This window comes from Aliirhizobium cellulosilyticum (genome assembly GCF_014198105.1).
Classification (GTDB): Bacteria; Pseudomonadota; Alphaproteobacteria; order Rhizobiales; family Rhizobiaceae; genus Neorhizobium; species Neorhizobium cellulosilyticum.
Map to the genome: position 1 here is coordinate 1,558,319 of NZ_JACIGW010000001.1, position 22,975 is coordinate 1,581,293.

General features: G+C 58.9%; 18 protein-coding genes. 8 read left to right on the forward strand and 10 right to left on the reverse strand.

Going from position 1 to position 22,975, the window contains the following annotated elements:
- Positions 1–190: 190 nt before the first annotated feature.
- Both GGE33_RS07325 and GGE33_RS07330 read right to left on the reverse strand, forming a co-directional pair.
- Positions 191–1,378: a DUF1501 domain-containing protein gene (locus GGE33_RS07325; RefSeq protein WP_183821748.1), complete on the reverse strand. Its 1,188-nt coding sequence runs from the start codon at positions 1,376–1,378 to the stop codon at positions 191–193.
- 4 nt (positions 1,379–1,382) lie between these two features.
- Positions 1,383–2,858: a DUF1800 domain-containing protein gene (locus tag GGE33_RS07330; RefSeq protein WP_183821749.1), complete on the reverse strand. Its 1,476-nt coding sequence runs from the start codon at positions 2,856–2,858 to the stop codon at positions 1,383–1,385.
- A gap of 358 nt (positions 2,859–3,216) precedes the next feature.
- On the opposite strand from GGE33_RS07330, the gene GGE33_RS07335 reads away from it, so the two are divergent.
- Both GGE33_RS07335 and uvrB read left to right on the forward strand, forming a co-directional pair.
- Positions 3,217–5,202 (forward strand): putative bifunctional diguanylate cyclase/phosphodiesterase, encoded by a 1,986-nt coding sequence (locus GGE33_RS07335; RefSeq protein WP_183821750.1) that lies wholly within the window; start codon positions 3,217–3,219, stop codon positions 5,200–5,202.
- Positions 5,203–5,307: 105 nt separating this feature from the next.
- Positions 5,308–8,400 carry an excinuclease ABC subunit UvrB gene (gene uvrB / locus GGE33_RS07340; protein ID WP_183821751.1) on the forward strand — a complete coding sequence of 1,031 codons (3,093 nt, stop codon included), beginning with the start codon at positions 5,308–5,310 and terminating at the stop codon, positions 8,398–8,400.
- A 186-nt stretch (positions 8,401–8,586) separates the two neighbouring features.
- Here uvrB and GGE33_RS07345 read toward each other — a convergent pair whose 3' ends face one another.
- Complete coding sequence (locus tag GGE33_RS07345) at positions 8,587–10,119, reverse strand: OLD family protein (RefSeq protein ID WP_183821752.1); 1,533 nt, start codon at positions 10,117–10,119, stop codon at positions 8,587–8,589.
- A gap of 324 nt (positions 10,120–10,443) precedes the next feature.
- Positions 10,444–10,809 carry a DUF6693 family protein gene (locus GGE33_RS07350; protein WP_210303577.1) on the reverse strand — a complete coding sequence of 122 codons (366 nt, stop codon included), beginning with the start codon at positions 10,807–10,809 and terminating at the stop codon, positions 10,444–10,446.
- Positions 10,810–11,760: 951 nt separating this feature from the next.
- On the opposite strand from GGE33_RS07350, the gene GGE33_RS07355 reads away from it, so the two are divergent.
- Positions 11,761–12,168, forward strand: a complete 408-nt coding sequence (locus tag GGE33_RS07355; protein ID WP_183821753.1) for a hypothetical protein — start codon at positions 11,761–11,763, stop codon at positions 12,166–12,168.
- Positions 12,169–12,239: 71 nt separating this feature from the next.
- Here GGE33_RS07355 and GGE33_RS07360 read toward each other — a convergent pair whose 3' ends face one another.
- Positions 12,240–14,621, reverse strand: a complete 2,382-nt coding sequence (locus GGE33_RS07360) for a bifunctional diguanylate cyclase/phosphodiesterase (protein ID WP_343062352.1) — start codon at positions 14,619–14,621, stop codon at positions 12,240–12,242.
- Positions 14,622–14,766: 145 nt separating this feature from the next.
- Entirely contained in the window at positions 14,767–15,813 is a 1,047-nt protein-coding gene (dusA, locus tag GGE33_RS07365; protein ID WP_183821755.1) for a tRNA dihydrouridine(20/20a) synthase DusA, read from the reverse strand.
- 259 nt (positions 15,814–16,072) lie between these two features.
- Here dusA and GGE33_RS07370 point away from each other — a divergent pair, with 259 nt between their 5' ends.
- Positions 16,073–16,354, forward strand: coding sequence for a hypothetical protein (locus GGE33_RS07370; protein WP_148148875.1), 282 nt, complete (start codon positions 16,073–16,075; stop codon positions 16,352–16,354).
- Between the two features lie 64 nt (positions 16,355–16,418).
- On the opposite strand, the gene GGE33_RS07375 is transcribed toward GGE33_RS07370, so the two are convergent.
- Entirely contained in the window at positions 16,419–16,721 is a 303-nt protein-coding gene (locus tag GGE33_RS07375; RefSeq protein ID WP_183821756.1) for a hypothetical protein, read from the reverse strand.
- Positions 16,722–17,156: 435 nt separating this feature from the next.
- Between GGE33_RS07375 and GGE33_RS27815 the strand changes: the two genes are divergently transcribed.
- From GGE33_RS27815 to GGE33_RS07390, 3 genes are all read left to right on the forward strand, one after another.
- Positions 17,157–18,230, forward strand: coding sequence for a glycosyltransferase 61 family protein (locus GGE33_RS27815; RefSeq protein ID WP_183821757.1), 1,074 nt, complete (start codon positions 17,157–17,159; stop codon positions 18,228–18,230).
- Positions 18,231–18,397: 167 nt separating this feature from the next.
- Positions 18,398–19,084, forward strand: a complete 687-nt coding sequence (locus tag GGE33_RS07385; protein ID WP_183821759.1) for a fumarylacetoacetate hydrolase family protein — start codon at positions 18,398–18,400, stop codon at positions 19,082–19,084.
- 24 nt (positions 19,085–19,108) lie between these two features.
- The gene (locus tag GGE33_RS07390) at positions 19,109–19,642 is read left to right on the forward strand and encodes a gamma carbonic anhydrase family protein (RefSeq protein ID WP_183821761.1); all 534 of its coding nucleotides are present in this window, start codon (positions 19,109–19,111) and stop codon (positions 19,640–19,642) included.
- Here the strand turns inward: GGE33_RS07390 and GGE33_RS07395 are convergent, their stop codons facing one another.
- From GGE33_RS07395 to GGE33_RS07405, 3 genes are read right to left on the reverse strand one after another with little or no spacing between them, the layout of a single operon-like run.
- The gene (locus GGE33_RS07395) at positions 19,643–20,059 is read right to left on the reverse strand and encodes a transcriptional repressor (protein ID WP_183686938.1); all 417 of its coding nucleotides are present in this window, start codon (positions 20,057–20,059) and stop codon (positions 19,643–19,645) included.
- Positions 20,060–20,067: 8 nt separating this feature from the next.
- Complete coding sequence (gene znuB, locus GGE33_RS07400) at positions 20,068–20,895, reverse strand: zinc ABC transporter permease subunit ZnuB (RefSeq protein ID WP_183821763.1); 828 nt, start codon at positions 20,893–20,895, stop codon at positions 20,068–20,070.
- A complete protein-coding gene (locus GGE33_RS07405) occupies positions 20,888–21,820 on the reverse strand; it encodes an ATP-binding cassette domain-containing protein (RefSeq protein ID WP_183821765.1) in 933 nt (310 codons plus the stop codon). Before GGE33_RS07405 ends, znuB begins: the two co-directional genes overlap by 8 nt.
- A gap of 109 nt (positions 21,821–21,929) precedes the next feature.
- Here GGE33_RS07405 and GGE33_RS07410 point away from each other — a divergent pair, with 109 nt between their 5' ends.
- Complete coding sequence (locus tag GGE33_RS07410) at positions 21,930–22,907, forward strand: zinc ABC transporter substrate-binding protein (RefSeq protein ID WP_183821767.1); 978 nt, start codon at positions 21,930–21,932, stop codon at positions 22,905–22,907.
- The last annotated feature ends 68 nt before the right edge of the window (positions 22,908–22,975 follow it).

The following is a 22,975-nucleotide window of genomic DNA, read 5'->3' on the forward strand; positions in this document are numbered from 1 at the left end:
AGCGCGACAAAGGCGGAAGGCGAGAAATAAGGCATCCTCGCACTGTGCCCTCGCCCCAACATGGAGACAGCTTGCAGGCCACATAATGAGAGCGAACCGGTGACCGGCTTCAACAGGACGTCCACTCCGGGACGCAGGCAAGTTATCTAAAGCGCGTCACACCCGCGGTGGAATTGGCTCAGCCACCACCTCACCCCTTCAAAAACACCGAGCCCTCGTCAAACCCCAGCCCCGGGAACACCCGGCTGCTCAGGCTGCTCGGCTTGATGTCGAACTGGCGGTAGAGCATGGCGGCGGCCACTTCACGAACATCGCCGGTCGGCATCAGGTCGCGTTCGTCGAGCAGTTTCCCTTCGCCAAGCCCCGGCCATGTGCCGAGCACCTTACCGCCGGCGACGGCACCGCCGGCAAGCACGGCAAGGCCGCCCGTACCGTGGTCGGTACCATTGGTACCGTTTTCACGGGCAGTGCGCCCGAATTCGGTCATGGCCAGAACCACGGTCTTGTTCCAGACTTCGTCACCAAGCGTGTCCTTCAGCGTCATGATTGCTGTCGCAAGGTCGCCGGCCGCCTTTTTGAACTGGCCCGCCTGGCCGACATGGGTATCCCATCCGTTGATCGAGAAGCTTGCGACCCGGTATTGCTCGCGCAACATGCCGCCGGCGAGTTTCGCCATATCGGCAATGCCAGAACCGCGCTTTCCATCGGCATAGAGCTGATCCGCCGCGGCCCCCGTCGTCTTCGCCTCATCGAAAACCTTGGCGAACAGCGGATCGTGGGAATAAAGCCGGTCGAGAAAGGCGATCTCGTCATCGGCCAGCGAAAAATCGCTCTGGCTCGACCAGTTATCCGCCTGGTTCGGCCCGGTCAGGATCAGTTCCATCGATGTATTGATATCGATCGCCTTGCGCGCATCGGAACGCGGGATGACGGCCAGTGCCCGATTCAGCCAGCCGGTTTTCTGGCTTTTGTCGGCACCGCCGGTTTCCAGAATGTCCTGCCCGTCGAAATGGCTTCGCTGGTCGCGATAGGGCGTCGAAACAGCATGAACGAAGGATAGCTGGCCGGCCTGCCACAAGGGCATCAGTGCAGAGGCTGCCGGGTTAAGGCCGAAAAAGCCGTTGAGGTCGAGCAGTCCCGTATCGGGCGTCAGCCCGAGCTTGGGGCGCAGCGCGGCAAAGGCCGGGTCACCGTAAGGCTGCACGAGGTCGAGGCCATCCATGGCGCCGCGCAGGATGATGGTGACAAACCGGTTGTCTCCGGGCATGGCGGCGAACGTTACCGGGGTGAGGACCGGCGCGGCGGCAACGCAGCAGGCGCCGGCGAGAAAACCGCGACGGGACAGCGCAATACGCTCGATATCCTTGATCCATGCCATCCACCTATCTCCTGTTAAACTCGGGCGATGCCAGCACCATGGTCAGCCCGTGCAGCTTGCTTGGCGCCTGTGAGATAATCTTGCGTGTTTCCGGTGTCGCGGCGTCCGCGAGCGCCATCTGGAGAAAATCGGCCGGTTCGAGTTTTTGTCCAAGCAACCTGGCGGCACGACGCGACCAGTCGATCCGCTCGCTGAGCTGGCCCGGCGTCAGCCAGGCATCGCTTTTGTCAGGCACGCCTGCCGGACTTGGCGGTTGCCAGATCGGCTGCCCCATCTTCTGCAGCGCGCCGAGCGTCAGCGCATTTGCCTGTCCGGCGCGCTTGCGCCGCTGTTCGGCCGATTTCGCCGCCCCGGCCATCTGCATGGCCTTTCCGACCGGACCGACATCATCGTCATCGCCTTCCATATCGGCCAGAAGTGCCGACATATTGTCGTCGGGCAGGTTCAGTGCGCGAAAACCGGACACGACGAATTCGAACGGCTGCTTGATCTTCTGACCCGGATTCTCCCATGCAAGCGGATGTTCGAGCATGGCGCGGTAGACCTCACCGAGATTGCCATTGCTTGCCTTCCAGATTGCCACCATCACCTCGGTCATGTCGGCCGGCGGTTCATCGCTGATGAAATGGGCTGCAATCTTGCGGCAGATATGGGTGGCAGTGCGGGGATCGGCAGCAAGATCCTCCAGCATGCGCACGTGATCCTGGCTACCGGCCTCGTCGTCCTGATAGTCGCGTCCGAGCAGCGTGATCGTACCGCCCTGTGCGCGACGCGGGCGATAGACCATTTCCAGCGCTCGGTTATCCACCGTCAGCCCGGTCAGGATCAGTGCCGCGGCCCGTACATCCTCCTGAGTATAGCCGCTTCCAGCGCCCAGAGTGTGCAGTTCCAGCAGTTCACGTCCCAGATTTTCGTTCAGGCCGCGACCATTCTCCTGCGCAACCCGCGAATCCGGGCCCACGCTCTGGTCCTGATCGAGATAGATCAGCATCGCCGGATGCAGGATGGCAGCCTTCAACAGATCGGCAAACGACCCCGCCATGCGCGGCCGGATCGCTTCCGTCTCGTAAAGCGGCACGATCATGCGCATTGGCAGGGATTTGAGCGCGCTGGTGGAAAAATGATCCATCCAGAAACTGCCCAGGCGCTCGTAAAAACCGAAAGGCGAATGAATGGCCTGCGCGAGGCGCGACATCGCATCGAGCCGATAGATCCGCTGCGCTTCGCGCTGCGTCTCCTTGCGGATGCTTTCGTTCGGCTTGCCTTCCCGCGCGGCCTTGGCCTCCGCGGCCCTGAGCGAGATCACGCGCGTGGCGGTTTCACGACGGCCCACAAGTCCTTCGCGAGGAAAACGATCCTTGGCGGCAATGCCTTTGGCAAGCTGGGTCATCAGCCCATCGGCATCGGACGGGCTGTCCTGCCCGGGCCGAAGACCATATCCATAGCGGATTGCCGCAAGCGTGGGCCGTGCAAGAGCCATGCGCTACTCCTTGTTCGATAGAATCCTCACCGACAACTAGGGCGGAAACGGTGACAGAATGTGGCATTTTCGAGAGATGGACAGATTGTAATCCAACGGTCGATCCGTATTGAGGTTCCTGCCAAAGCAGCACTTCGAATTCGACCAACTTCATCTCAACACAATGGTTTCGCCGGCTCATCTCACACTTTCGGCATCATGCGTGAGGAGGATAGGGAAAGAACCTGACAGTCCTTTGAAAACCGGCATGTTGGGCCAATCAGAGCCTCACTCGCACTCGGCCACAGTATCGGAAAGACTTTATTATTAGCTTGACCTTATGTTACATTTGCAAACCGTGAATGTGACGACCTAGTGAATGCTGCAGGATTCGACAAGTCAGATAAACGCCCCGCGACTTGAACTCGCGGTGAGGCAGGCGCAAGCCGCGGCCACACTTGAGCGCCTCCCCACGACGCTTACGGTGAATGCGCTAGTGTCGGTTTCGGCGCTCCTGATGAGCGCGATCAATCGCGGCATAACAACTCTTGCCGTCGTCTGGTGCATTGCCGCATTGGCAACAGTTGTCTGGCGTTTTGCCGTAGGCACCGCAATAAAACGCCGCCGCCTGGACGAATTGAAGCCGAACCACTGTCTTCGCCTGATGACCTTGGGCGCCTTGGTCAGCGGCATCGCCTGGGCTGCCCTGCCCTTCATGCTTTCGAATTTCGATGCGCTGGGTGTCGACGGCGGCATCTATATCCTGATGTGCGGAATGGCCACGGGCGCCGTGTTGCTCGGAACCGGCCATGCAATCACCGCGCTCGCCTTCGCCCTTCCTGTCCATCTTTCGGTCGTAGTCACGCTTTTGATGAGTGAAGCGGCCGGTGGTCATCTTCTGGCACTCAACGTGCTGGCCCTGACATTCGTGCTCTACAAGAGCAGCACAAAGGGCCAGGCGATCGTCATCGGCAATATCGAGGCGCAGGTGAAGGCGACGGCGCTGGCGCAATCGCTCAGCCGGGCCAATGCAAGCATTCTCAGCGCCAATGAAAGTTTGGAAGTGCTCGCCAATCGCGATCCGCTGACCGGGGTTGCGAACCGCGCCGCATTCAATGTCGCGCTTGAACGCGGCATCGAAAATGCGGGCGCGCAGAATGAGCAACTGGCGCTGCTTATCCTCGACCTCGACCGATTTAAGACGATCAACGACACGTTCGGTCATTCGGCCGGCGACGAACTGCTGCTGGAAGCGTGTCACAGACTGCGCGAGGTCGTCGGCGAACGCGGTTTCATCGCAAGGCTGGGCGGTGACGAATTCGCCGTCGTCATCGGTGGCGCCACCGCTGCCGCCGAGGCGCGCCAGCTTGCCTCCCGCATCCTTGATCGCGGCCGCGAGCCCTTCGTCATCCGCAACCGGCCGGTCGTGTCCGGCGTCTCGATCGGTTTCGCCATCTGGCCGGAGCATGCGGAAAGCGCTGCTGACCTGTTCGTCTCCGCCGACATGGCGCTTTATCGCGCCAAGGATGAAGGCCGCGGCCAGTGGCGTGAATTCGACCCGTCGCTGAAAGCCCGCGCCGATCGCCAGCGGCGTATCGAACAGGATCTCGCCGGCGCGATCTCGTCCGGCGCACTGACCGTCGTCTTCCAGCCGCAGGTGGAGCTTGCGCAGAACAGCGTCATCGGTTTCGAAACGCTGGTCCGCTGGACGCATCCGTCACTCGGCGCCGTGCCGCCGCCGGAAATCGTCGCGGCGGCGCATGCGGCCAATCTTTCCGAAGCGCTGACGGCGAGCATCGCCACCGGCGCCTGCCGACTGCTCACCACACTGCCCTCGCTCGGCCTGCCGGAAGCGAGCGTGTCGGTCAACGTCTCGCCGCGCGAATTCGAATTGTATTCCGTCGCCGAAACGCTCGACCGCATCACCCATGCACATGGCATCGATCCGGCCCTGTTCGAGATCGAGATCACCGAAGAGGCGATCCTCGATACGCTGGTGGCCGGCGAGCAGCTGAAACATATCGAACGCTCCGGATACAAGCTCGCCGTCGACGATTTCGGCGCCGGCCATTCATCGCTTGCCTATCTGGTGACGCTGAAGGTCGACCGGCTGAAACTCGACCGCCGTTTCGTCGCCGGCATCGAGAGCAGCTTCCAGAACCAGGAAATCGTCGGCGCCATGGCGGGCCTCGGCAAGGCATTGTCTATGGATATCGTCGCGGAAGGCGTCGAGACGGCGGAAGAAGCCGCAACCCTGCGCGATCTCGGCTGTCCCGCCGCACAGGGCTATTTCCTCGGCCGCCCGATGCCTGTCGAGGCCATCGCCGGCTGGCTGCTGACGAGGCTTCTGACGCCGGCGGCCTGACCCGCCACGTCTATGCTCTCGGCGGCGCCCAGCTGTTTCCCTTTTGTACTCATTTTTCCACCTCCCCCTCTTCACTTCCGCAAAAACTCTCTCCATATTCGGGCCATGGCCAGATCCCCGAAAAAATCCACGCCCGATGCCTCCAGCGGCTTCGGTGAAGCTCCCCAGTCATCCTTTGAAGGTGCGCCGCTGGAAGGCAGTGTGGCCGACTGGGTGAAGCAGCTCGAGGCGGAGGCGGAAGCGTCGGGGATCGAGACCCAGCGCGAGATCGCCTCCAAGGCCGGCAAGCACCGCAAGAAGATCGAGATCGCCGCCCGCGAACAGGCTTTGCGCGAGGCGGAAGAGGACGCTGCCAAGGCGAAGAAAGCGGCCAAAACCAGCGGCAAGACCGCCAAGAACACGACGGCCAGCAAAACCGCCCGCGGCGTGTCGATCGGCGCCTCGTCCGACCCGAAAACCCGCGCCGCAGCTGGCCTCAATCCGGTCGCAGGCCTCGATATCAGCCTCGAAGACGCGCAAAGCCTCGCCCCCGGCGCCGTCACCGCCACTGTCGAAGCCCTCTCCGCCCTGATCGAATCCGGAAACCCGCTGTTCAAGGACGGCAAGCTGTGGACGCCGCACCGGCCCGAACGCCCGGCGAAATCCGAGGGTGGCGTCACCATCCGCATGGCCTCGGAATACCAGCCCGCCGGCGACCAGCCGACCGCGATCGCCGATCTCGTCGAGGGCATCAATAACAACGAGCGCTCTCAGGTCCTGCTCGGCGTCACCGGTTCGGGCAAAACCTTCACCATGGCCAAGGTGATCGAGGAAACCCAGCGACCCGCCGTTATCCTCGCCCCCAACAAGACGCTCGCGGCCCAGCTCTATTCCGAGTTCAAGAACTTCTTCCCCGATAACGCGGTCGAATATTTCGTCTCCTATTACGACTATTACCAGCCGGAAGCCTATGTGCCGCGCTCCGACACCTTCATCGAGAAGGAATCGTCGATCAACGAACAGATCGACCGCATGCGCCACTCCGCCACCCGCTCGCTGCTGGAGCGCGACGACTGTATCATCGTCGCCTCGGTCTCCTGCATCTATGGTATCGGTTCGGTCGAAACCTACACGGCGATGACCTTCCAGATGGAAGTCGGCGACCGCCTCGACCAGCGCCAGCTGCTCGCCGATCTCGTGGCCCAGCAATACAAACGCCAGGACATCAATTTCATCCGCGGCTCGTTCCGGGTCCGCGGCGACACCATTGAAATCTTCCCGGCCCACCTTGAAGATGCCGCATGGCGCATCTCGATGTTCGGCGACGAGATCGACTCGATCACCGAATTCGACCCGCTCACCGGCCAGAAGACCGGCGACCTGAAGTCGGTAAAAATCTACGCCAACTCGCACTATGTCACCCCGCGTCCGACGTTGAACGGCGCGATCAAGCAGATCAAGGAAGAACTGAAGCACCGCCTCGCCGAGCTGGAAAAGGGCGGCCGCCTGCTCGAAGCCCAGCGCCTCGAACAGCGCACCCGTTACGATGTCGAAATGCTCGAGGCCACCGGCTCCTGCGCCGGCATCGAGAACTATTCGCGTTATCTCACCGGCCGCAATCCCGGCGAGCCGCCGCCGACCCTGTTCGAATACATCCCCGACAACGCCCTTCTGTTCATCGACGAAAGCCACGTCTCCGTCAGCCAGATCGGTGGCATGTACCGGGGCGACTTCCGCCGCAAGGCGACGCTTGCCGAATACGGTTTTCGCCTGCCCTCGTGCATGGACAACCGCCCGCTGCGCTTCGAGGAATGGGACGCCATGCGCCCGCTCACCGTCGCCGTCTCGGCCACGCCCGGCAATTGGGAAATGGAACAGTCCGGCGGCGTGTTCGCCGAACAGGTCATCCGCCCGACGGGCCTGATCGATCCCCCCGTAGAGGTGCGCTCCGCCCGCTCCCAGGTCGACGACGTTTTGGGCGAAATCCGCGAAACCGCGCAAAAAGGCTACCGCACGCTATGTACCGTTCTTACCAAGCGCATGGCCGAAGACCTCACCGAATACCTGCACGAACAGGGCGTTCGCGTCCGCTACATGCACAGTGACATCGACACGCTGGAACGCATCGAGATCATCCGCGACCTGCGCCTCGGCGCCTTCGACGTGCTCGTCGGCATCAACCTCCTGCGCGAAGGCCTCGACATCCCGGAATGCGGTTTCGTCGCCATTCTCGATGCCGACAAGGAAGGTTTTCTCCGGTCAGAGACATCACTGATCCAGACCATCGGCCGCGCGGCGCGTAACGTCGACGGCAAGGTCATTCTTTACGCCGACAAGGTCACCGGCTCGATGCAGCGCGCCATGGACGAAACCGCCCGACGCCGCGAAAAGCAGATGGCCTACAATACCGAACACGGCATCACGCCGGAATCGGTCAAGGCAAAGATCTCCGATATCCTCGACTCGGTCTACGAACGCGACCACGTCCGCGCCGACATTTCCGGCGCATCCGGCAAGGGTTTTGCCGATGGCGGCCATCTGGTCGGCAACAACCTGCAATCCCATCTCAACGCGCTGGAAAAGAGCATGCGCGATGCCGCAGCCGATCTCGACTTCGAAAAAGCCGCCCGCCTGCGCGACGAGATCAAACGCCTCAAGGCCGCCGAACTGGCGACCATGGACGACCCGATCGCAAGAGACGAGGCAAGAAGCCAGGAACGCGGCGGCAAAGGTGGAACGAAACCTAACCGCGAGTCGATCTCCCCCCCTGTGGGGGAGATGTCCGGCAGGACAGAGGGGCGCGCCTTACCCTCTGAGCCCGCCTCGACACCCCCCTCTGCCCCTAACGGGGCATCTCCCCCACAAGGGGGGAGATCAGAGGAGAGCGCCTCCTACTTCAACAAACCCACGCTCGACGACATGGGCCCGGGCACCGACACCGCACGCCCTCTCTTCCGTCGCAACACACTCGACGAAATGACCGTCGGCCGCACCGAAAAACCATCGACCGGCGCCCTCCCCGAACGCCCGCCGGAAACCTATAGCACCAAAAAACGCTTCTCGCCCCTCATGGAAGGCCAACCCGAACGCGCCGATGGCAGCAAGGACAATCCCCGCCCGGTTGTCCGCGGCAAGATTGGTGCCGGGAGTTACGAGGATGCCGGGGAGCAGAAGCGGAAGGGACGTACGAAGGGCAAGACCGGGCGGCCGGGGCGGTAATTTGGACGCTCTAAATCACTACTCCGCAAATAGTACACTTTTCTACGTGAACATATTCAAGATGCCCAAAATCGACGGATGTCGATCTTGGGCGCTCACTCGCTTTGATAAGCGTTATCCTCACTGCCATGGCGCATAGACAGAAAATGTTCTGGTCTCAACGTAGTTACACTTAAAGAATTTTTACTATTCAACCGCCTTTCCTATAATATCGAACAATCCTTCAAACGAAGAAAATTCGTTATCTTTTGCTTTTTTTATACGAGATAAGGCAAGTTTCTTATCCGAAATCTCAATGTGCGTTTTTACGAATTGAGAAGTTTCCTCTAATCCAATTGCCTTTATTAAACCATCTATCTTTTTTTGCTGTAGACTTCCTGAGGAGCTTGAGAACTTATACTTGATAATATCCCGCCCAATCGTATCGGGGGAAAACATTTGTTCAATTGCAACTGGTCGTCCAGCCAACTCAAAGTATGGCACGTCCCAATCCAAATCGGGAAGAACTACCGCAAAAACATGCCCGCAAACACGACGCTTCGCATCTGCATAATGTTCAAATAAATCGAAATTTTTGAGATTCTCGAAGGACAGACACCCTCCCTTATCCCTGTCAAAAATAGCAACTCTTTTGAAACGCTCTTTAGATGGAATACTCTCAACGAGCGACTTTAGAGTTGTATGCCCACCTCCTCCCCCTTCAATACTTTCACAGCAAAATACATCGTAGAAGTCTGCATCGCCTAATATTCTCTTTTGGGCTTCACGGAGAATTTCAACATCCGTAGCACCTTCAGTCACGATTGCCGGACGATGCAGTCGTGATAATCGATCGTTATTGTCCTTCAGTATTCTTAATTCATCAAATAGAGCTTCCGTTTTTTTGGCTATAAACCGAGCAACACCTAAAGTTCCATCAGCCTTCTCAACATCTTGCAACTTAGATAATGAAGATACACTGGCGCCATTGTAATCTACCTTCTCAACAAAGTACTTCTGAGCTCGATCGCTTTCCATGCCGTAGAAAGCTGGAGAATGGCTAGTCAAAAAAATCTGATTTCGTTCAGAAAACTCACCAACAAACTGCTCAGCCTGCTCAAATGCATTTGAAAGCTCGAGTGAATTTTCTGGCTCCTCGTAAGCCCAAATGTTGCTTTTACTATTATTTTCCGAAATATACTCAATTATATGAGGGATATGCCTCGCCTGTATACCATCCCCTCTCCGGTTTAGCGGAACAAAATATTCTCCAACCTGAGTTGAAAAACTCAACCTCTCAAATATATCCAGAAAGTTGCTTGGAATATTTATCGTACTATCCACTCCAGTTGCTGACTTAATTCTCCCAGACATAGTCTCAACAGCACCATTTATGGTTTGAGACAAAAATTGCGCAGGAGCAACCAAATCCAAATCCTGTTTTGCAGATAAAATTTCGTAAAGCTGCCGCAGATAGTAAGAATAAGTATCTTGAGTCTTCACCGCCGGCACGTAATGAAATCTAATTTTATTTAGAAATTTAGTGAGGGATGCTTGATTTTCAACATCAGACGTCACTTCAGGAAAGTCTGCATATCTGTTCCAAACTTTTTTCACCCAAAACTTCTCCGGAAGAGTCTTCCAGCCCTCATAATTGAGAAACGTGATTTTCATCCAAATTGTCAGCCGGCCTTTTGCGTCTCTCGCCTCATCCTGCCGTAAATGAGTTACATCATCCAAAAAAGAAAAGTTCTCGAAATCAGATATTTCGTTATTAAAAAATAGATTAAGAGACCTTAATACATTACTTTACCGCTGTCATTTGACCCGACGAAAACATTGTAATCTTTAACAGACTTAAGTTTTACCTGATATACAGAGCGAAAATAGTTTATTTCTACTGAGTCTATAATTCTCATAACCCGTCAGCCTCAATCTATGCTACGATACCGAATGCAACCCCTCATTGCGGCGTATCAAGATTCGCCGGCATGCGAAATACGTTGGGCGTGATTATACCCTTAGTCTTTTGCATCTGATGTTTACTTTCACCGAGATGCGTTCTCAATAATACTCAATCACCGTATCACTCAGCACGACCCGCACCACCCGGTAGAGATAGAAAAACCCGGCGATACCGAAGGTGATGAGGATCAATATTCCCCAGATGATCACATGGCCGATCGAGGAGATCAGGTCGAAGTTGCAACGCAGCTTGCCGATCGGTCGGCCCTGCTGGTCGAGCACTTCGGTGCGGTTCAGCACCGCCCGGTTGAGGTAATAGGGAAAGACCAGCAGCGCGAGGCCGAAGGTGACGAGCGTCAGGACGACCCAGACAATGACATGGCCGATGGACTGGCCGATCGAAAATTCGCAGCGCAGACGCGCCGCGCGCGACCCGGTCTGAGCCGCCTGCAATACCTGGTTCATGCTGTCCTGTCCCCCGACACGATGATGCTTGCCCGTGGCCACAGTGACAGAACATGACAGAGTGTCAATTGCGGCGGGTTTTCGAGATTGGGGAAATTGGTCTCGGCTCAAAGTGGATAATTTCGCGCATGCGGTTCTGGGCAATCGCGTCTCCCACGCCGCTTGCTTTAGGCACCTTTGCGCCTCCCTCTCGGCCGTCATCCTCGTCCTCGGGTTTAACCCGAGGATGACCCGAGGATCCATGTACGGTCCCCATAAGATGACCTCAAAAGGGCCGATGTCAGTCCGCTTGGTTTTGGATCCTCGGGTCAAGCCCGAGGATGACGGCGGGCGGGGTTGCAATCCATAACGTGGACGTTGCAGCTCCCTCCAGCAAACAAAACCAACAACTTGCACGGAATCCCTTCCCTTTTCATCCCCGCCCCCTCGCCTCGTGCCTACAATCTCCCCGTCCCGTCACGGATACACCGGCAGGCGTGCCGACGAGACGGGACCGGCGCTGGTGGTGAAGGGACGACGTGAACCGTCGCCATCGGGGTCCGCGGAAAATGGTCTCCCTCCGGCGACACGGGGGAAGCGGCAAGGTTTCGGACCGGCCTGCCGCTTCTGATGCCCGAACGGCGCGTCGGATGTGCCTGTGCGGCACACATGGTGGCCTGAAGGATGGTCTCGCCGGGCTTCGACCAAGTCCGTCCGTGAGAACGGAAGGCCCGGCGGCGGTGAAATGGAAGGTTGGCGATAAGTCGTTTCGTCCGTTTTCCACCGAGCCAGACGAACATCATCCGGCAAGGCAACGGCAGAGGGACCGGAGTCGCGGATAAAAACTGCCGAACGGGGCGCTGAGAGGTGTCACCTATAAACTAACTTACGAGGCAGCTTTCAGCGCCCCGTCCGTTCAAGCCTCTTCGAGTTGACCCTCGAGAGGAAAACGAGGATCGCCAAGGGGGAAAAATGTCCAACAGCAAGCCGTCATTAGATGCCCATCTTGCCATGTGCACCGCCGACGCAATGGCCATGCCGCAGATGGTCTGCCGCCGCCATAGCTGCCGTCGTGGCCAGCGTTGTCGCTGGTATTTCGAGACAAGCCGCGAACCCTGCTGCCTGCGCAATCTCGATCCTGGTCAGCGGGCGATCTTCGACCAGATCTATCAGGCGGCGCATTTTGCAAAAGGGTTTCTCGGCAGCGACGGTCCGTTCTTCGAGGCACTGAGCGGGCCGGAGCGGCTTTCCGACGATCTGTCGATCGCAATCGCCCGCAATGTGGCGCATCGCTGGATGGTGGAACGATGGGATAAAGCCAGACGCGCACGCGAAAAACGGATAGTGGCAGCCGATCGGCTGAGGGGTGCGGAGGAATGAAGCAATGCGGCGGGAGTTTCCCGAAGACTTCCGGCCTGCGCCCTGCCCCCGCCGCCTGTCCTCGCCCCGCCTCACCCCCGCTTGCGGAAGGTCGGCACGCGGCGGATGCCGGACAGGACCTCTACTTCGCCGGCACTTTTCGGCTTGCCGAGCAGAAAACCCTGCAGCTGCTCGATGCCTTCCTCGATCACCATGCGGTGCTGGCCGAATGTCTCGATGCCTTCGGCGACGACCGGCAGGTCGAGGCTTTTGCCGAGCCCGATGATCGCCTTGACGATGGCGCGGGCGCTTTCATCCTCCTCCATCTGCCAGATGAAGCTGCGGTCGATCTTGATCTTGTCGAAGGGAAAAGCCTGCAGGTTGCCGAGCGAGGAATATCCGGTGCCGAAATCGTCGATGACGATCATCACGCCGAGCGCGCGCAGTTTTTGCAGCATGGCAAGCACCGTCTCGCGATTTTCGATCAGCGAGGTTTCGGTGATTTCCAGCTCAAGCCGGTGCGGTTCGAGCCCGCTGTCGGTGAGCGCCGATGAGACCGTGTCGACCAGATCAGGGAAGCGGAACTGCACCGCCGAAACATTGACCGCCACCGCCAGGCCATCATCCCAGGAGGCAGCGGTGCGGCAAGCCTCGCGCAGCGCCCATTCGCCGAGCGTGACGATGATGCCGGTTTCTTCGGCGACCGGAATGAAGGTTGCCGGCGAGACCTGGCCGAGGTCCGGGTGGTGCCAGCGCATCAGCGCCTCATATCCGGTACAGGTGCCGTTCGAGGCGTCGAACAGCGGCTGGAAGACGAGCGACAGCTGGTCGCGCAGGGCCGCGTGGCGCAGCTCGCTTTCGACGAGACGGCGCTGGCGCAGGTCGGCGTCCATGTCGGCGGAATAGAAGGCGGCGGTGCCGCGGCCGTTGAACTTGGCGTTATAGAGCGCCATGTCGGCGGCATTGCGCAGCTCGTCGGCGGTGCGGCCGTCCTCCGGGAAGATCGAAACGCCGATCGAGACGCCGACCGCCTTCGGGTCGAAATTGACGTTCATCTCCTGGCGGAACGTGTCGAGGATGCGGTCGGCCAGGAGATAGGCGGCGGTCGGCTGCTCAAGGCCGGGGTGGAGGATGATGAATTCGTCGCCGCCAATGCGGGCCGGCGTGTCGGTCACCCCGACGCAGCGGCGCAGGATATCGGCGACCCTGATCAGCACCCGGTCGCCCTCGGCATGGCCGAACACGTCGTTGACGGCCTTGAAGCGGTCGAGATCAAGCGCCAGCACCGCCAGCCGCTCGCCGGTGCCGCCCGCGACTTCGATCGCGGTGTCGAGCTTCTCGTTGAACAGCGAACGGTTCGGCAGATCGGTCAACGCGTCGTGGCGGGCCATGTGCTCGACCTTGAGTTCGGCGATGCGCTTTTCGGTCAGATCGCGGACCGCAAGCACCTGGCACTGGCGGCCGCGATATTCGATCGTGTGGACCGCGACTTCGAGAAAGGCCTCCTTGCCGTGCTTCAACGGTCCCGCCTTCAGGGGGGCAGCCTCGACCGCGCGGGTGCGCTCGACATCGATCAGCGAAATCCCGTCGGCGGCCACCATCAGCGCATCGGGAGAGCGACCGAGCACATCCCGGTCTCTGAGGCCGAGCATGGCGGGAAAACGGGCGTTGGCCTCGATGATGACACCCTCGCGCACCACCGCGAGGCCTTCGAGCGTCGCATTGGCGAAACCGCGCAGGTCGGTGAGATAACGATCGAGGAAGCTCGCGATCGTGCCTGCCAGCACGATCATGCCGACAACGACGGAGACCGCCCAGACCATCCAGATCCGGCCGACATCACCATCCAGAGACACTTCCCGCAGCGACGGATCTGGGACGAGCGTGGTGGCCGACATGGCGGAGAAATGCAGGAGGCAGATCGACAACACGCTTGCCCCGACAGCTGCCCAGAGGCCGCGGCGCCCGTTGCGACGCATCGACATTCGGAAGGCGAAGGTCACGAGGCCGATCGACAGCAGGGCAGCGACCGGGATCATGCCGATCTCGTGACGGATCGTCGCCGCAGCGCGGATCGATGCCGTGCCGGTGAAATGCATTGCCGCAACCGTCAGCGTCGCGGCAATGCCGGCGGCAATCTCGCTCTTCAGCGTGCCGCCCTCGGCGATCCTGAGGCTTGCCCAGAAACCGACAGCGGCGATGACGGCGGAAAGGATGGTGCGGAACAGTTCGAATTCGATGGCGACCGTGCCCTCATAAGCGAGCATGGCGACGAAATGGGTGGCCCAAACCGAAAGCCCGCCGGTGACGGCCGCAACGAGCAGCCAGATTTTTCGGCGTTTCTCGCTGCATTCGACTGCCCGGCGATGGATGAGAAAGAACGCCAGCATGCCGACGACGCAGATGCCGGCTGCCAGAGCCACCAGCGCGTGATCGTGCTGGACCGCGACGCATTCCAGAACCTTGAACATCATACACTACCAGATCCACGCGGTGATTGATTTCACCGTCACTGGGCTGGAACATTACGAGTACGCTATTTAAGAAATGTCTAATACGAAACAACGCAGGGCTGTTGCATTCTGATACATGCACCAATACCCATAAATTATTGGGGGTCTATCCCGCGATTCGTTCCGGCTCACGCTCAGCGTTGCCGGAAAGATCGACGGCGGCGAAGGCTGCCGTGATGATTTCCGTCCCCGCACCGGGTTTTGTCGCCTCGGACGACAGGATCTGGCGGAAACGCCGGGCACCGGCATAGCCCTGAAATAGGCCTACCATGTGGCGAGTGACATGATGCAGGCGTCCGCCGGAGGCGATGACCTCATCGGCATAGGCAATCATCGTGTCGCGGAGGCTCATCCAGTCAGTCTCACGGGTTCGAGCCCCGGCAGGTCTCGAACCATCCAGCATGGCATCCACCCCGGCCAGCAGACCAGTATTCTGATAGGCGGCGCGGCCGAGCATGACGCCATCCATAACCGAAAGGTGGCTTTCAGCCTGCTCAAGAGTGGAGATGCCGCCATTTATACCGACAAACACGTTGGGGTTCTCGCTCTTCATGCGGTGGACGAGATCGTAGTCGAGCGGCGGGATCTCGCGGTTTTCCTTCGGTGACAGGCCCTGCAGCCAGGCCTTGCGGGCGTGGATCCAGATTGCATCCGCCCCTGCCCCGATCATGCGGGCCAGAAAGTCAGGCAGGACATCGCGCGGCTCCTGGTCATCGATACCGATGCGGCATTTCACCGTAACCGGAACGGGAGACACTTTCTTCATTGCAGCGATCAGATCGGCAACATGGCCGGGATCGCGCATCAGACAGGCGCCGAACGTGCCCGACTGGACACGATCGGACGGACAGCCGACATTGAGCCCGATTTCGTCATAACCGTAATCGGAGGCTATACGGATCGCTTCGCAGAGCTTGCCTGCATCCGAACCGCCGAGTTGCAGTGCCACGGGATGTTCCTGAGCGGAAAACGACAGAAGACGTTCGCGCGGACCGTGAATGATTGCGTCAGCCACGACCATTTCAGTGTAAAGCAGAGCATCTGACGACAGCTGCCGATGGAGAAAACGGCAATGTCGATCGGTCCAGTCGATCATCGGCGCGACGGCGAAGATTTTTCGACCCGTTTCCAGCGCTGTCTCGTAAAAGCTCACGTCTTTTTCTCCGCGTGGGTGACACAATACTATGCCACACCCTTTCGCCTCGGGGATAAACCGGAGTTCATGACCCGATCTCCAGGCCGGGGCTTATCCGGGAAACCGCTCAGACCTTTAGGGCTGACCAGATGGCGGTGCTATACAGGCGATCGGCAGGGAAAGAAAGGTTCGAGGCCGTGCAAAGATATCAACGAGCAAGGAACAGTATCACGCGCTGACCGTTCATCATCACGTCAACGCCAACCGAGGACTATCAATGCACCGCGATCTGTCTAACGATATCGACCGCCTGACAACCCAGCTCGCAGATTTGCGTGCTGCCTTGGCAAAACAGGCCAGTGCTTCGGCAGACGACGCTTCGAGCTATATAATGCCGCGTGCTCGCCAAGCTGTACGTCAGCTTCGCCATGAAGGTTATCAGCTTTCAAATACAGCTCGGCAGAACCCGGGAGCAACGACCGGGGCAATTGTCGGAGCGCTGGCGCTGATCGCCGGCTTTGCATTTTTATTATCAAAGGGCGGTTCGGATCGCGGCTGAACGACGACAGCCCAGAGGCCTGAGAAGACTGCGGATCTATCGTCTGCAGTCTTTAAGCGCAGACTCAATGTACTGAGGGTGTATCATCCTCTTCCAGAAAACTCTTCAGCCCGTCGCGCTCAGCCGTTGCCAGGAATTCTTCCCACGCCGCCTGATCGGTTTCGAAGTCTTCTTCCCAAGTGGTGACGATCTCCGTCTGGCTGATGACTTCCAGCGTCCAGTCACCATTGGTGCCGGCTTCCCGAAAAATATCAACCAGAACAGTGACGCCTTCATCCTCGAACTCGCCTGCAAATTCGGAGTGCTCAAGTTGAGGCTCCTTCGATTGGTTCGACTTCGGCTGGTTCGGTTTAGGCGGTTTCGACATTGGGTACTGACCTTCTAGTCCTGTTTTAGTCCACAATAGTCATTGGCCGGAAACGCTAGCCAGTGCAAGCAGCCTTCTGAACAACTGATCAACTGCTGATGGCAGTCGCTGTGCAGCATTCTCCCCGACGATGACTTACGGGCTCGAAACGAGCTTATCGCTTTCGGCAAGTCACTCACTCCCGTATCACGGTCCGGGAATTTGCGGATCACTCATTCAGGCGCCGACCGCAATTCAGGTACCCAAGTCACACTGACACCCAAGACCACGCCCCTTCACAGACCAAAACAAAAAACAAAATAAATAACAGCTAACAATTTAATAAAAATGACAATTAAATTAATCATCCGAATAACATTCGGACACCAACCCCAAACAATACTGTAACAAACAACTAAATAATCATCTTAAACGCGCTTCACTGGAAGGTGTTCTGTGGGTTTTTCTCATTTCAAGCGAACCATTGCGCCCGTCGTCTACACAATTGCCGAACAGATTGGTTATTATCGGAACTGGTCGCGAGATGAGAGGCGCTTCAGCAGACGCGAAGCTGTGAATTTTTCGGGCGAGATACCGCCGATGGCGGGCACGGAATTCAACCAGTACCGGCTGAAATACGATATTCCACGTAACGTGATCGGCAGTGCGTCGAATGTCATTTATACCGCAAAGGGCATGGGCTGGGTAAATGGCCGGCTTGAACGGCGCCTAAGCTTCCAGGAAGTAAATCTCAAACATCTTCTGGACAAGCCATCCAGACCGGCGCGGCGACTTGAACGCGGTACGATACTGCAGGCGCAAACGCCGAAGACATTTGGCGACTGGATGTCAGAACACGTGTCGTCGCTTGCTATAGCCCTCAATCGATTGGGAACGCTCGATCCTCTGATCCTGCCGAGCCACTGGCTGGCGAAACCCTATGTAAAACGAGACCTGGCACGACTGGGTATCGAGGCAATCGCAATCGATGAACCGGTCGAGATTGCGCAAGCAACCGTTCTGAGCAAGACACGTCCGGGACATTACTGGACCGCAGCGGAGACCGACAATCTTCGTAAAGCCCTGAAGGTGGCACCCAAGCCCGCCCGCCCCGGCAGCGCCATCTATCTCTCGCGACTGGGGGAAAAAGGCGAAGGGCCGCAACGGCAGATGAACAACATGCTGATCGAGGCAGCAATGACGGCTGCCGGCGTCTCCATCATCAGGACAGCGGGCCGTTCTCTGGAAGAATATCTCGCCGCAGCCGGAAATGCCGAGACGGTTTTTGCCGATCACGGAAGCGCCATGTACAATCTCGTCTATTGGCAGACCAAGCGGGTGGTGGAACTGCATTCGCCCGATTATTGGGACGGCTCGTTTCTGATGTTTGCCGATGGCCTGGGTATTCATGACTATCATGTCTGGATGGTTGGCGAGACGATGACTGTCGATGCCCTGAGAGATCGCGCCGTCTACCTGCTGGAAAAGCCGATCGACCACAATCAGGCACCGATCATGCTGGCAGGCTGATAACGAGGTATCCGCTGACATTTGCTGCGCGTGGCCAACCGGATACGGTCATTTCGGCCGTATCCATCTGACCGCATGTGAATTTATTTTCCTTCATCTCTAGGATTACCGGGCGAATTGATGGACAAAGACCCAGCGTTTTTTCCAGTGATGTAAGGATACCCAAGATGCGCGCTACAGTGATCCCTGCCCCCGAATCCGTGCTTCTCGATGTGGTCGGTGTAACCGAACAGTTTCCGGTGCGCCGGGTCTATTGCGTCGGCCGCAACTATGCCGACCATGCGATCGAGATGGGGCATGACCCTTCCCGCGAAGCGCCGTTCTTTTTCCAGAAAAATGCAGACAACGCCTATAACGGCGAAAGCTTTCCCTATCCGCCGCTCTCCTCCAACGTGCATTTCGAGGTGGAGCTGGTGATGGCGCTTTCGGGCGGCGGTGCGGATATTGCCGCCGAAGACGCGCTGTCCAAGGTCTACGGTTATGGCGTCGGCATCGACTTTACCCGTCGCGACCTTCAGGACCAGATGAAGAAGATGGGCCGTTCCTGGGAAGTGGCAAAGGCATTTGAAAAGTCGGCTCCGGTTTCGGCACTCGTGCCGGCTTCGAAGATCGGTCACCCGCAGGAAGGCGCAGTCTGGCTCGACGTCAACGGCTCCCGCAAGCAGGACGGCAATTTGAACCAGATGATCTGGAAGCTGCCGGAGATCATCGCAGAACTGTCCAAACAGTTCGTTCTGGCACCGGGTGACATCATCATGACCGGCACACCGGCCGGGGTCGGCGCAATCGTCAAGGGTGACAAGGTCACCTGCGGCGTGGCCGGGGTCGGCGAGCTTTCGCTGTCCGTCATCTGACGGAAACACTCGGGGAGTGACGTGATGCCGATCTATGCGCTCGGGGATTTCCTGCCTTCGCTTCCCGCCCCCGACCGTTACTGGGTGGCGCCGGATGCCAATGTCATAGGCAAGGTCATTCTTCATGAGGATGTCGGCATCTGGTTCGGCGCGACCCTGCGCGGCGACAACGAGCCGATCACCATCGGCGCACGTTCCAATATTCAGGAAGGCGTGACGGTGCATACCGATCCCGCCTTCCCGGTCTCCATCGGCTCCGACTGCACGATCGGGCATCATGCGATCATCCATGGCTGCACGATCGGCGACAATTCGCTGGTCGGCATGGGGGCGACGATCCTCAACGGCGCGAAGATCGGCAGGAACTGCCTTGTCGGCGCAAATGCGCTGGTGACCGAAGGCAAGGAGTTTCCCGACAATTCTCTGATCGTCGGCTCGCCCGCCAAGGCGATCCGCGTGCTGGACGATGAATCTGCCGCCAAGCTCAAGGCCTCGGCTGCGCGTTACGTGGCAAACTGGAAGCGGTTTTCGCGAGATCTCAAAGAAATAAAGCCCTAATCAGGCCGCACATTTTTCGCAAAGGCCGCGAATTTCGATCGTCGTCTTGGACGGTTTGAACCCTTTCGACTTGGCCCAGTCGCCGAGTTGATGATCGACCTTGTGATCGTGGAATTCGATCACCTGATTGCAGCTTTCACAGATGGCGAAGGCGACCGTGCCGTGGCCGTGCCCCTGGGCGCCGCCGCAGCACTCATGCTCGCGGTGGGCGCAGGCGACGAAGGCGTTGAGGCTTTCCAGCCGGTGAACCATGCCGAATTCGGTCAGCTTGTCGAGCGCGCGATAAACCTGAAGCGGCGCGCGAAAGCCGTGGTCGCGCAGCTTGTCGAGGATCGTATAGGCGCTCATCGGGCCTTCGGCGCGGTTCAGCGCATCGAAGACCAAGGCCTGGTTTTTTGTCAGGGCCGGATTGACGATCGGGGCGTTCATCCTTGCACTCCCTTGTTTGCAGGCCGTTCGGCAGCGGTGCGACCGAAGGCAGGAATCAGACTTAATATGAAAAGTAGGAGTGCCGCGACCACGATGGAAGGGCCGGACGGCGTATCATAGGTGAGCGATCCGAAAAGACCGCCGACGACAGCAGCCGATCCGATGAGAGACGCGAACACCGCCATCCATTCAGGGCTTGCCGAAAAGCGGCGCGCGGTGGCGGCCGGGATGATCAGCAGCGAGGTGATCAGCATGATGCCGACAATCTTCATGGCAATGGCGATGACAAGCGCCATCAGGAGCATGAAGAACAGTTTCGTGCGCGCCGGGTTCATGCCTTCGGCCTCCGCCACATCCTCGCTGACGGTGGAGGCGACGAGCGGGCGCCAGAGATAGACGATCGCCGCGACGACAACGGCGCCGCCGCCCCAGATGAGGGCGATATCGGACGGCGTGACGGCGAGAATATCGCCGAAGAGGAAGGCGATCAGGTCGATCCTTACCCAGGTCATGAAGGCGACGAGAACGAGGCCGATCGCCAGTGCCGAATGGGAGAGGATGCCGAGAAGCGCATCGGCCGAGAGCGACTGGCGTCGCTGCAGCAAGAGCAGCATGGCGGAGACAAGGATGGCAACGCCGAAAACGGCAATCAAAAGGTTGACTTCGAAGAACAGCGACAGCGCCACACCGAGCAGTGCCGAATGGGCCATCGTGTCGCCGAAGTAGGCCATGCGTCGCCAGACGACGAAACAACCGAGCGGACCGGCAGTCAGCGCCACACCGATGCCGGCGATCAGCGCGCGGATGAAGAAGTCGTCAAGCATGGCGGGTGCCCTCACCTTTCTGCGTGTCATGGTGATGGGCATGATCGCCGTGGGCGTGATCATGAGAATGGCCGTGGTCGTGGCCTGAATGATCGTGGTGGTGGCCGTCTTCGGGATGGCAGTGTTCGGTGATCGAGCCGTCCGCATGACGCACCCGGCCATCGGGAAGATGGGTATGATCGTGATGGTGGTTATAGACGGCGAGCGAGCGGGCATTGCCGCCGAAGAGCTTCATGTAATCGGAACTCTGGCTGACGACTTCCGGCGTGCCGCGGCAGCAGACATGGCCATTGAGGCAGATCACCGTATCGGTGCCGGCCATGACCATGTGGAGATCATGCGAGATCATCAGGATGCCGCAGCCTGTCTTGTTGCGGATGGTGCGGATCAGATCGTAAAGGGCTGCCTCGCCGGCGAAATCGACGCCCTGGACGGGTTCGTCGAGCACCATCAGGTCGGGCTTGCGGGCAATCGCACGGGCCAGCAGGGCGCGCTGGAATTCGCCGCCCGAGAGGTGGCGGACTTCGGAATTGGCGAGATGCGCAATGCCGGTGGCCTCAAGAGCGGTCGCGATCTCGGTGTCCTTCAGCCGGCCGGTCAGCGTCATCAGGCGGCGGACAGAAAGCGGCATGGTCCAGTCGATGGCGAGTTTTTGCGGGACATAGCCGATACGCAGATCGCGCTTGCGGGTGACGGAGCCTTCATCGGCCTTCAAAACGCCGATCGCCATCTTGGCGGTGGTCGATTTTCCGGCGCCGTTCGGGCCAATAAGGGTGACGACCTCGCCTCGAGCAATATCGAATTCGATGCCGCGTACAAGCCAGCGACCATCGCGGCGGATGCCGGCATTGGAAAGAGAAACCAGCGTTTCTTTCGATTTCGGGCGGTTGTCTGCGGCCGGGGCGGCCCGCTTGCTCATCAGCATCTTGGTTCAAAATTCCTGTTACCGGCCCTCTTGCCGACCGTCTTGGCACACGTTATAGCATAACGCAATTGATGTAATAACATTACATCTCTAAACAAGGAAGAATGCCATGAAATTTGCCGCCGCCCTGCTTCTTTCATCTGCTGCGATGATAAGCGCACCCGGTGCCTTTGCCGCTACGCCGGACGTCGTCGTATCGATCAAGCCGATCCATTCGCTGGTCGCCTCGGTGATGAAGGGTGTTGCCGAGCCGAAGCTGATTGTCGAGGGCGCGGCCTCCCCGCATACCTACAACATGCGGCCGTCGAATGCAGCGGCACTACAGAATGCCGACCTGATCTTCTGGGTTGGCCATGGCATGGAGGCATTCCTGGAAAAGCCGCTCGAGGCGCTGGGCTCGAAGGCAAGCGTGGTGACGCTGGAAGATGCGCCGGGGCTGACGAAACTTAAATTCCGCGAGGGCGGCGTGTTCGAGCCGGAAGCGGAAGAAGAAGGCCATGACCACGGGCATAGCCATGGCGCAGCGCAAGAACATGCCGATGGCGAGGATGACGGCGATCACGACCATGAAGGCAATGACGTACACCTTTGGCTCGACCCGATGAATGCCAAGGCGATGGCGGCCGAGATCGAGAAGCAGCTGGTTCAGGCCGATGCGGAACATGCCGCCACCTATCAGAAGAATGCTGCCGAACTGATGGGCAAGCTCGACACACTGGATGCGGAACTGAAAGCGGAGCTGTCGCCGATCAAGGACAAGCCGTTCATCGTCTTCCACGACGCCTATCAGTATTTCGAGCATCGCTATGGCGTGAAGGTGGCTGGTTCGATCACGGTCAGCCCCGAGACCATGCCAGGTGCCGAGCGGGTCAAGGAGATCCATCAGAAGGTAGAGGATCTGGGCGCCACCTGCGTCTTTGCCGAACCGCAGTTCGAGCCAAAGCTGGTGAAGGTGGTGACGGAGGGCAGCAAGGCGAAATCCGGCGTGCTGGATCCGGAGGCCGGCGCCCTGAAGGAAGGGCCGGAGCTTTATTTCGACATGATGCGGGGTCTTGCGACCTCGTTGAAGACCTGCCTGTCGCAGTGATGTGACGGACCGGGCAAGAGTTTCCCCTCACGACCGGTCTTCAGGCAGACGACCGGCGGGTGCTTAAC

Bases quoted from the DNA above. Each gene is read 5' to 3' on its own strand.
- GGE33_RS07355 (WP_183821753.1), top strand. From the start codon at position 11,761: ATGTCCAACAGCAAGCCGTCATTAGATGCCCATCTTGCCATGTGCACC.
- GGE33_RS07375 (WP_183821756.1), bottom strand. From the start codon at position 16,721: ATGTCGAAACCGCCTAAACCGAACCAGCCGAAGTCGAACCAATCGAAG.
- GGE33_RS07405 (WP_183821765.1), bottom strand. From the start codon at position 21,820: ATGCTGATGAGCAAGCGGGCCGCCCCGGCCGCAGACAACCGCCCGAAA.
- GGE33_RS07330 (WP_183821749.1), bottom strand. From the start codon at position 2,858: ATGGCTCTTGCACGGCCCACGCTTGCGGCAATCCGCTATGGATATGGT.
- uvrB (WP_183821751.1), top strand. From the start codon at position 5,308: ATGGCCAGATCCCCGAAAAAATCCACGCCCGATGCCTCCAGCGGCTTC.
- GGE33_RS07325 (WP_183821748.1), bottom strand. From the start codon at position 1,378: ATGGCATGGATCAAGGATATCGAGCGTATTGCGCTGTCCCGTCGCGGT.
- znuB (WP_183821763.1), bottom strand. From the start codon at position 20,895: ATGCTTGACGACTTCTTCATCCGCGCGCTGATCGCCGGCATCGGTGTG.
- GGE33_RS07335 (WP_183821750.1), top strand. From the start codon at position 3,217: ATGCTGCAGGATTCGACAAGTCAGATAAACGCCCCGCGACTTGAACTC.
- GGE33_RS07410 (WP_183821767.1), top strand. From the start codon at position 21,930: ATGAAATTTGCCGCCGCCCTGCTTCTTTCATCTGCTGCGATGATAAGC.
- GGE33_RS07385 (WP_183821759.1), top strand. From the start codon at position 18,398: ATGCGCGCTACAGTGATCCCTGCCCCCGAATCCGTGCTTCTCGATGTG.
- GGE33_RS07370 (WP_148148875.1), top strand. From the start codon at position 16,073: ATGCACCGCGATCTGTCTAACGATATCGACCGCCTGACAACCCAGCTC.
- GGE33_RS07360 (WP_343062352.1), bottom strand. From the start codon at position 14,621: ATGATGTTCAAGGTTCTGGAATGCGTCGCGGTCCAGCACGATCACGCG.
- GGE33_RS07350 (WP_210303577.1), bottom strand. From the start codon at position 10,809: ATGAACCAGGTATTGCAGGCGGCTCAGACCGGGTCGCGCGCGGCGCGT.
- GGE33_RS07390 (WP_183821761.1), top strand. From the start codon at position 19,109: ATGCCGATCTATGCGCTCGGGGATTTCCTGCCTTCGCTTCCCGCCCCC.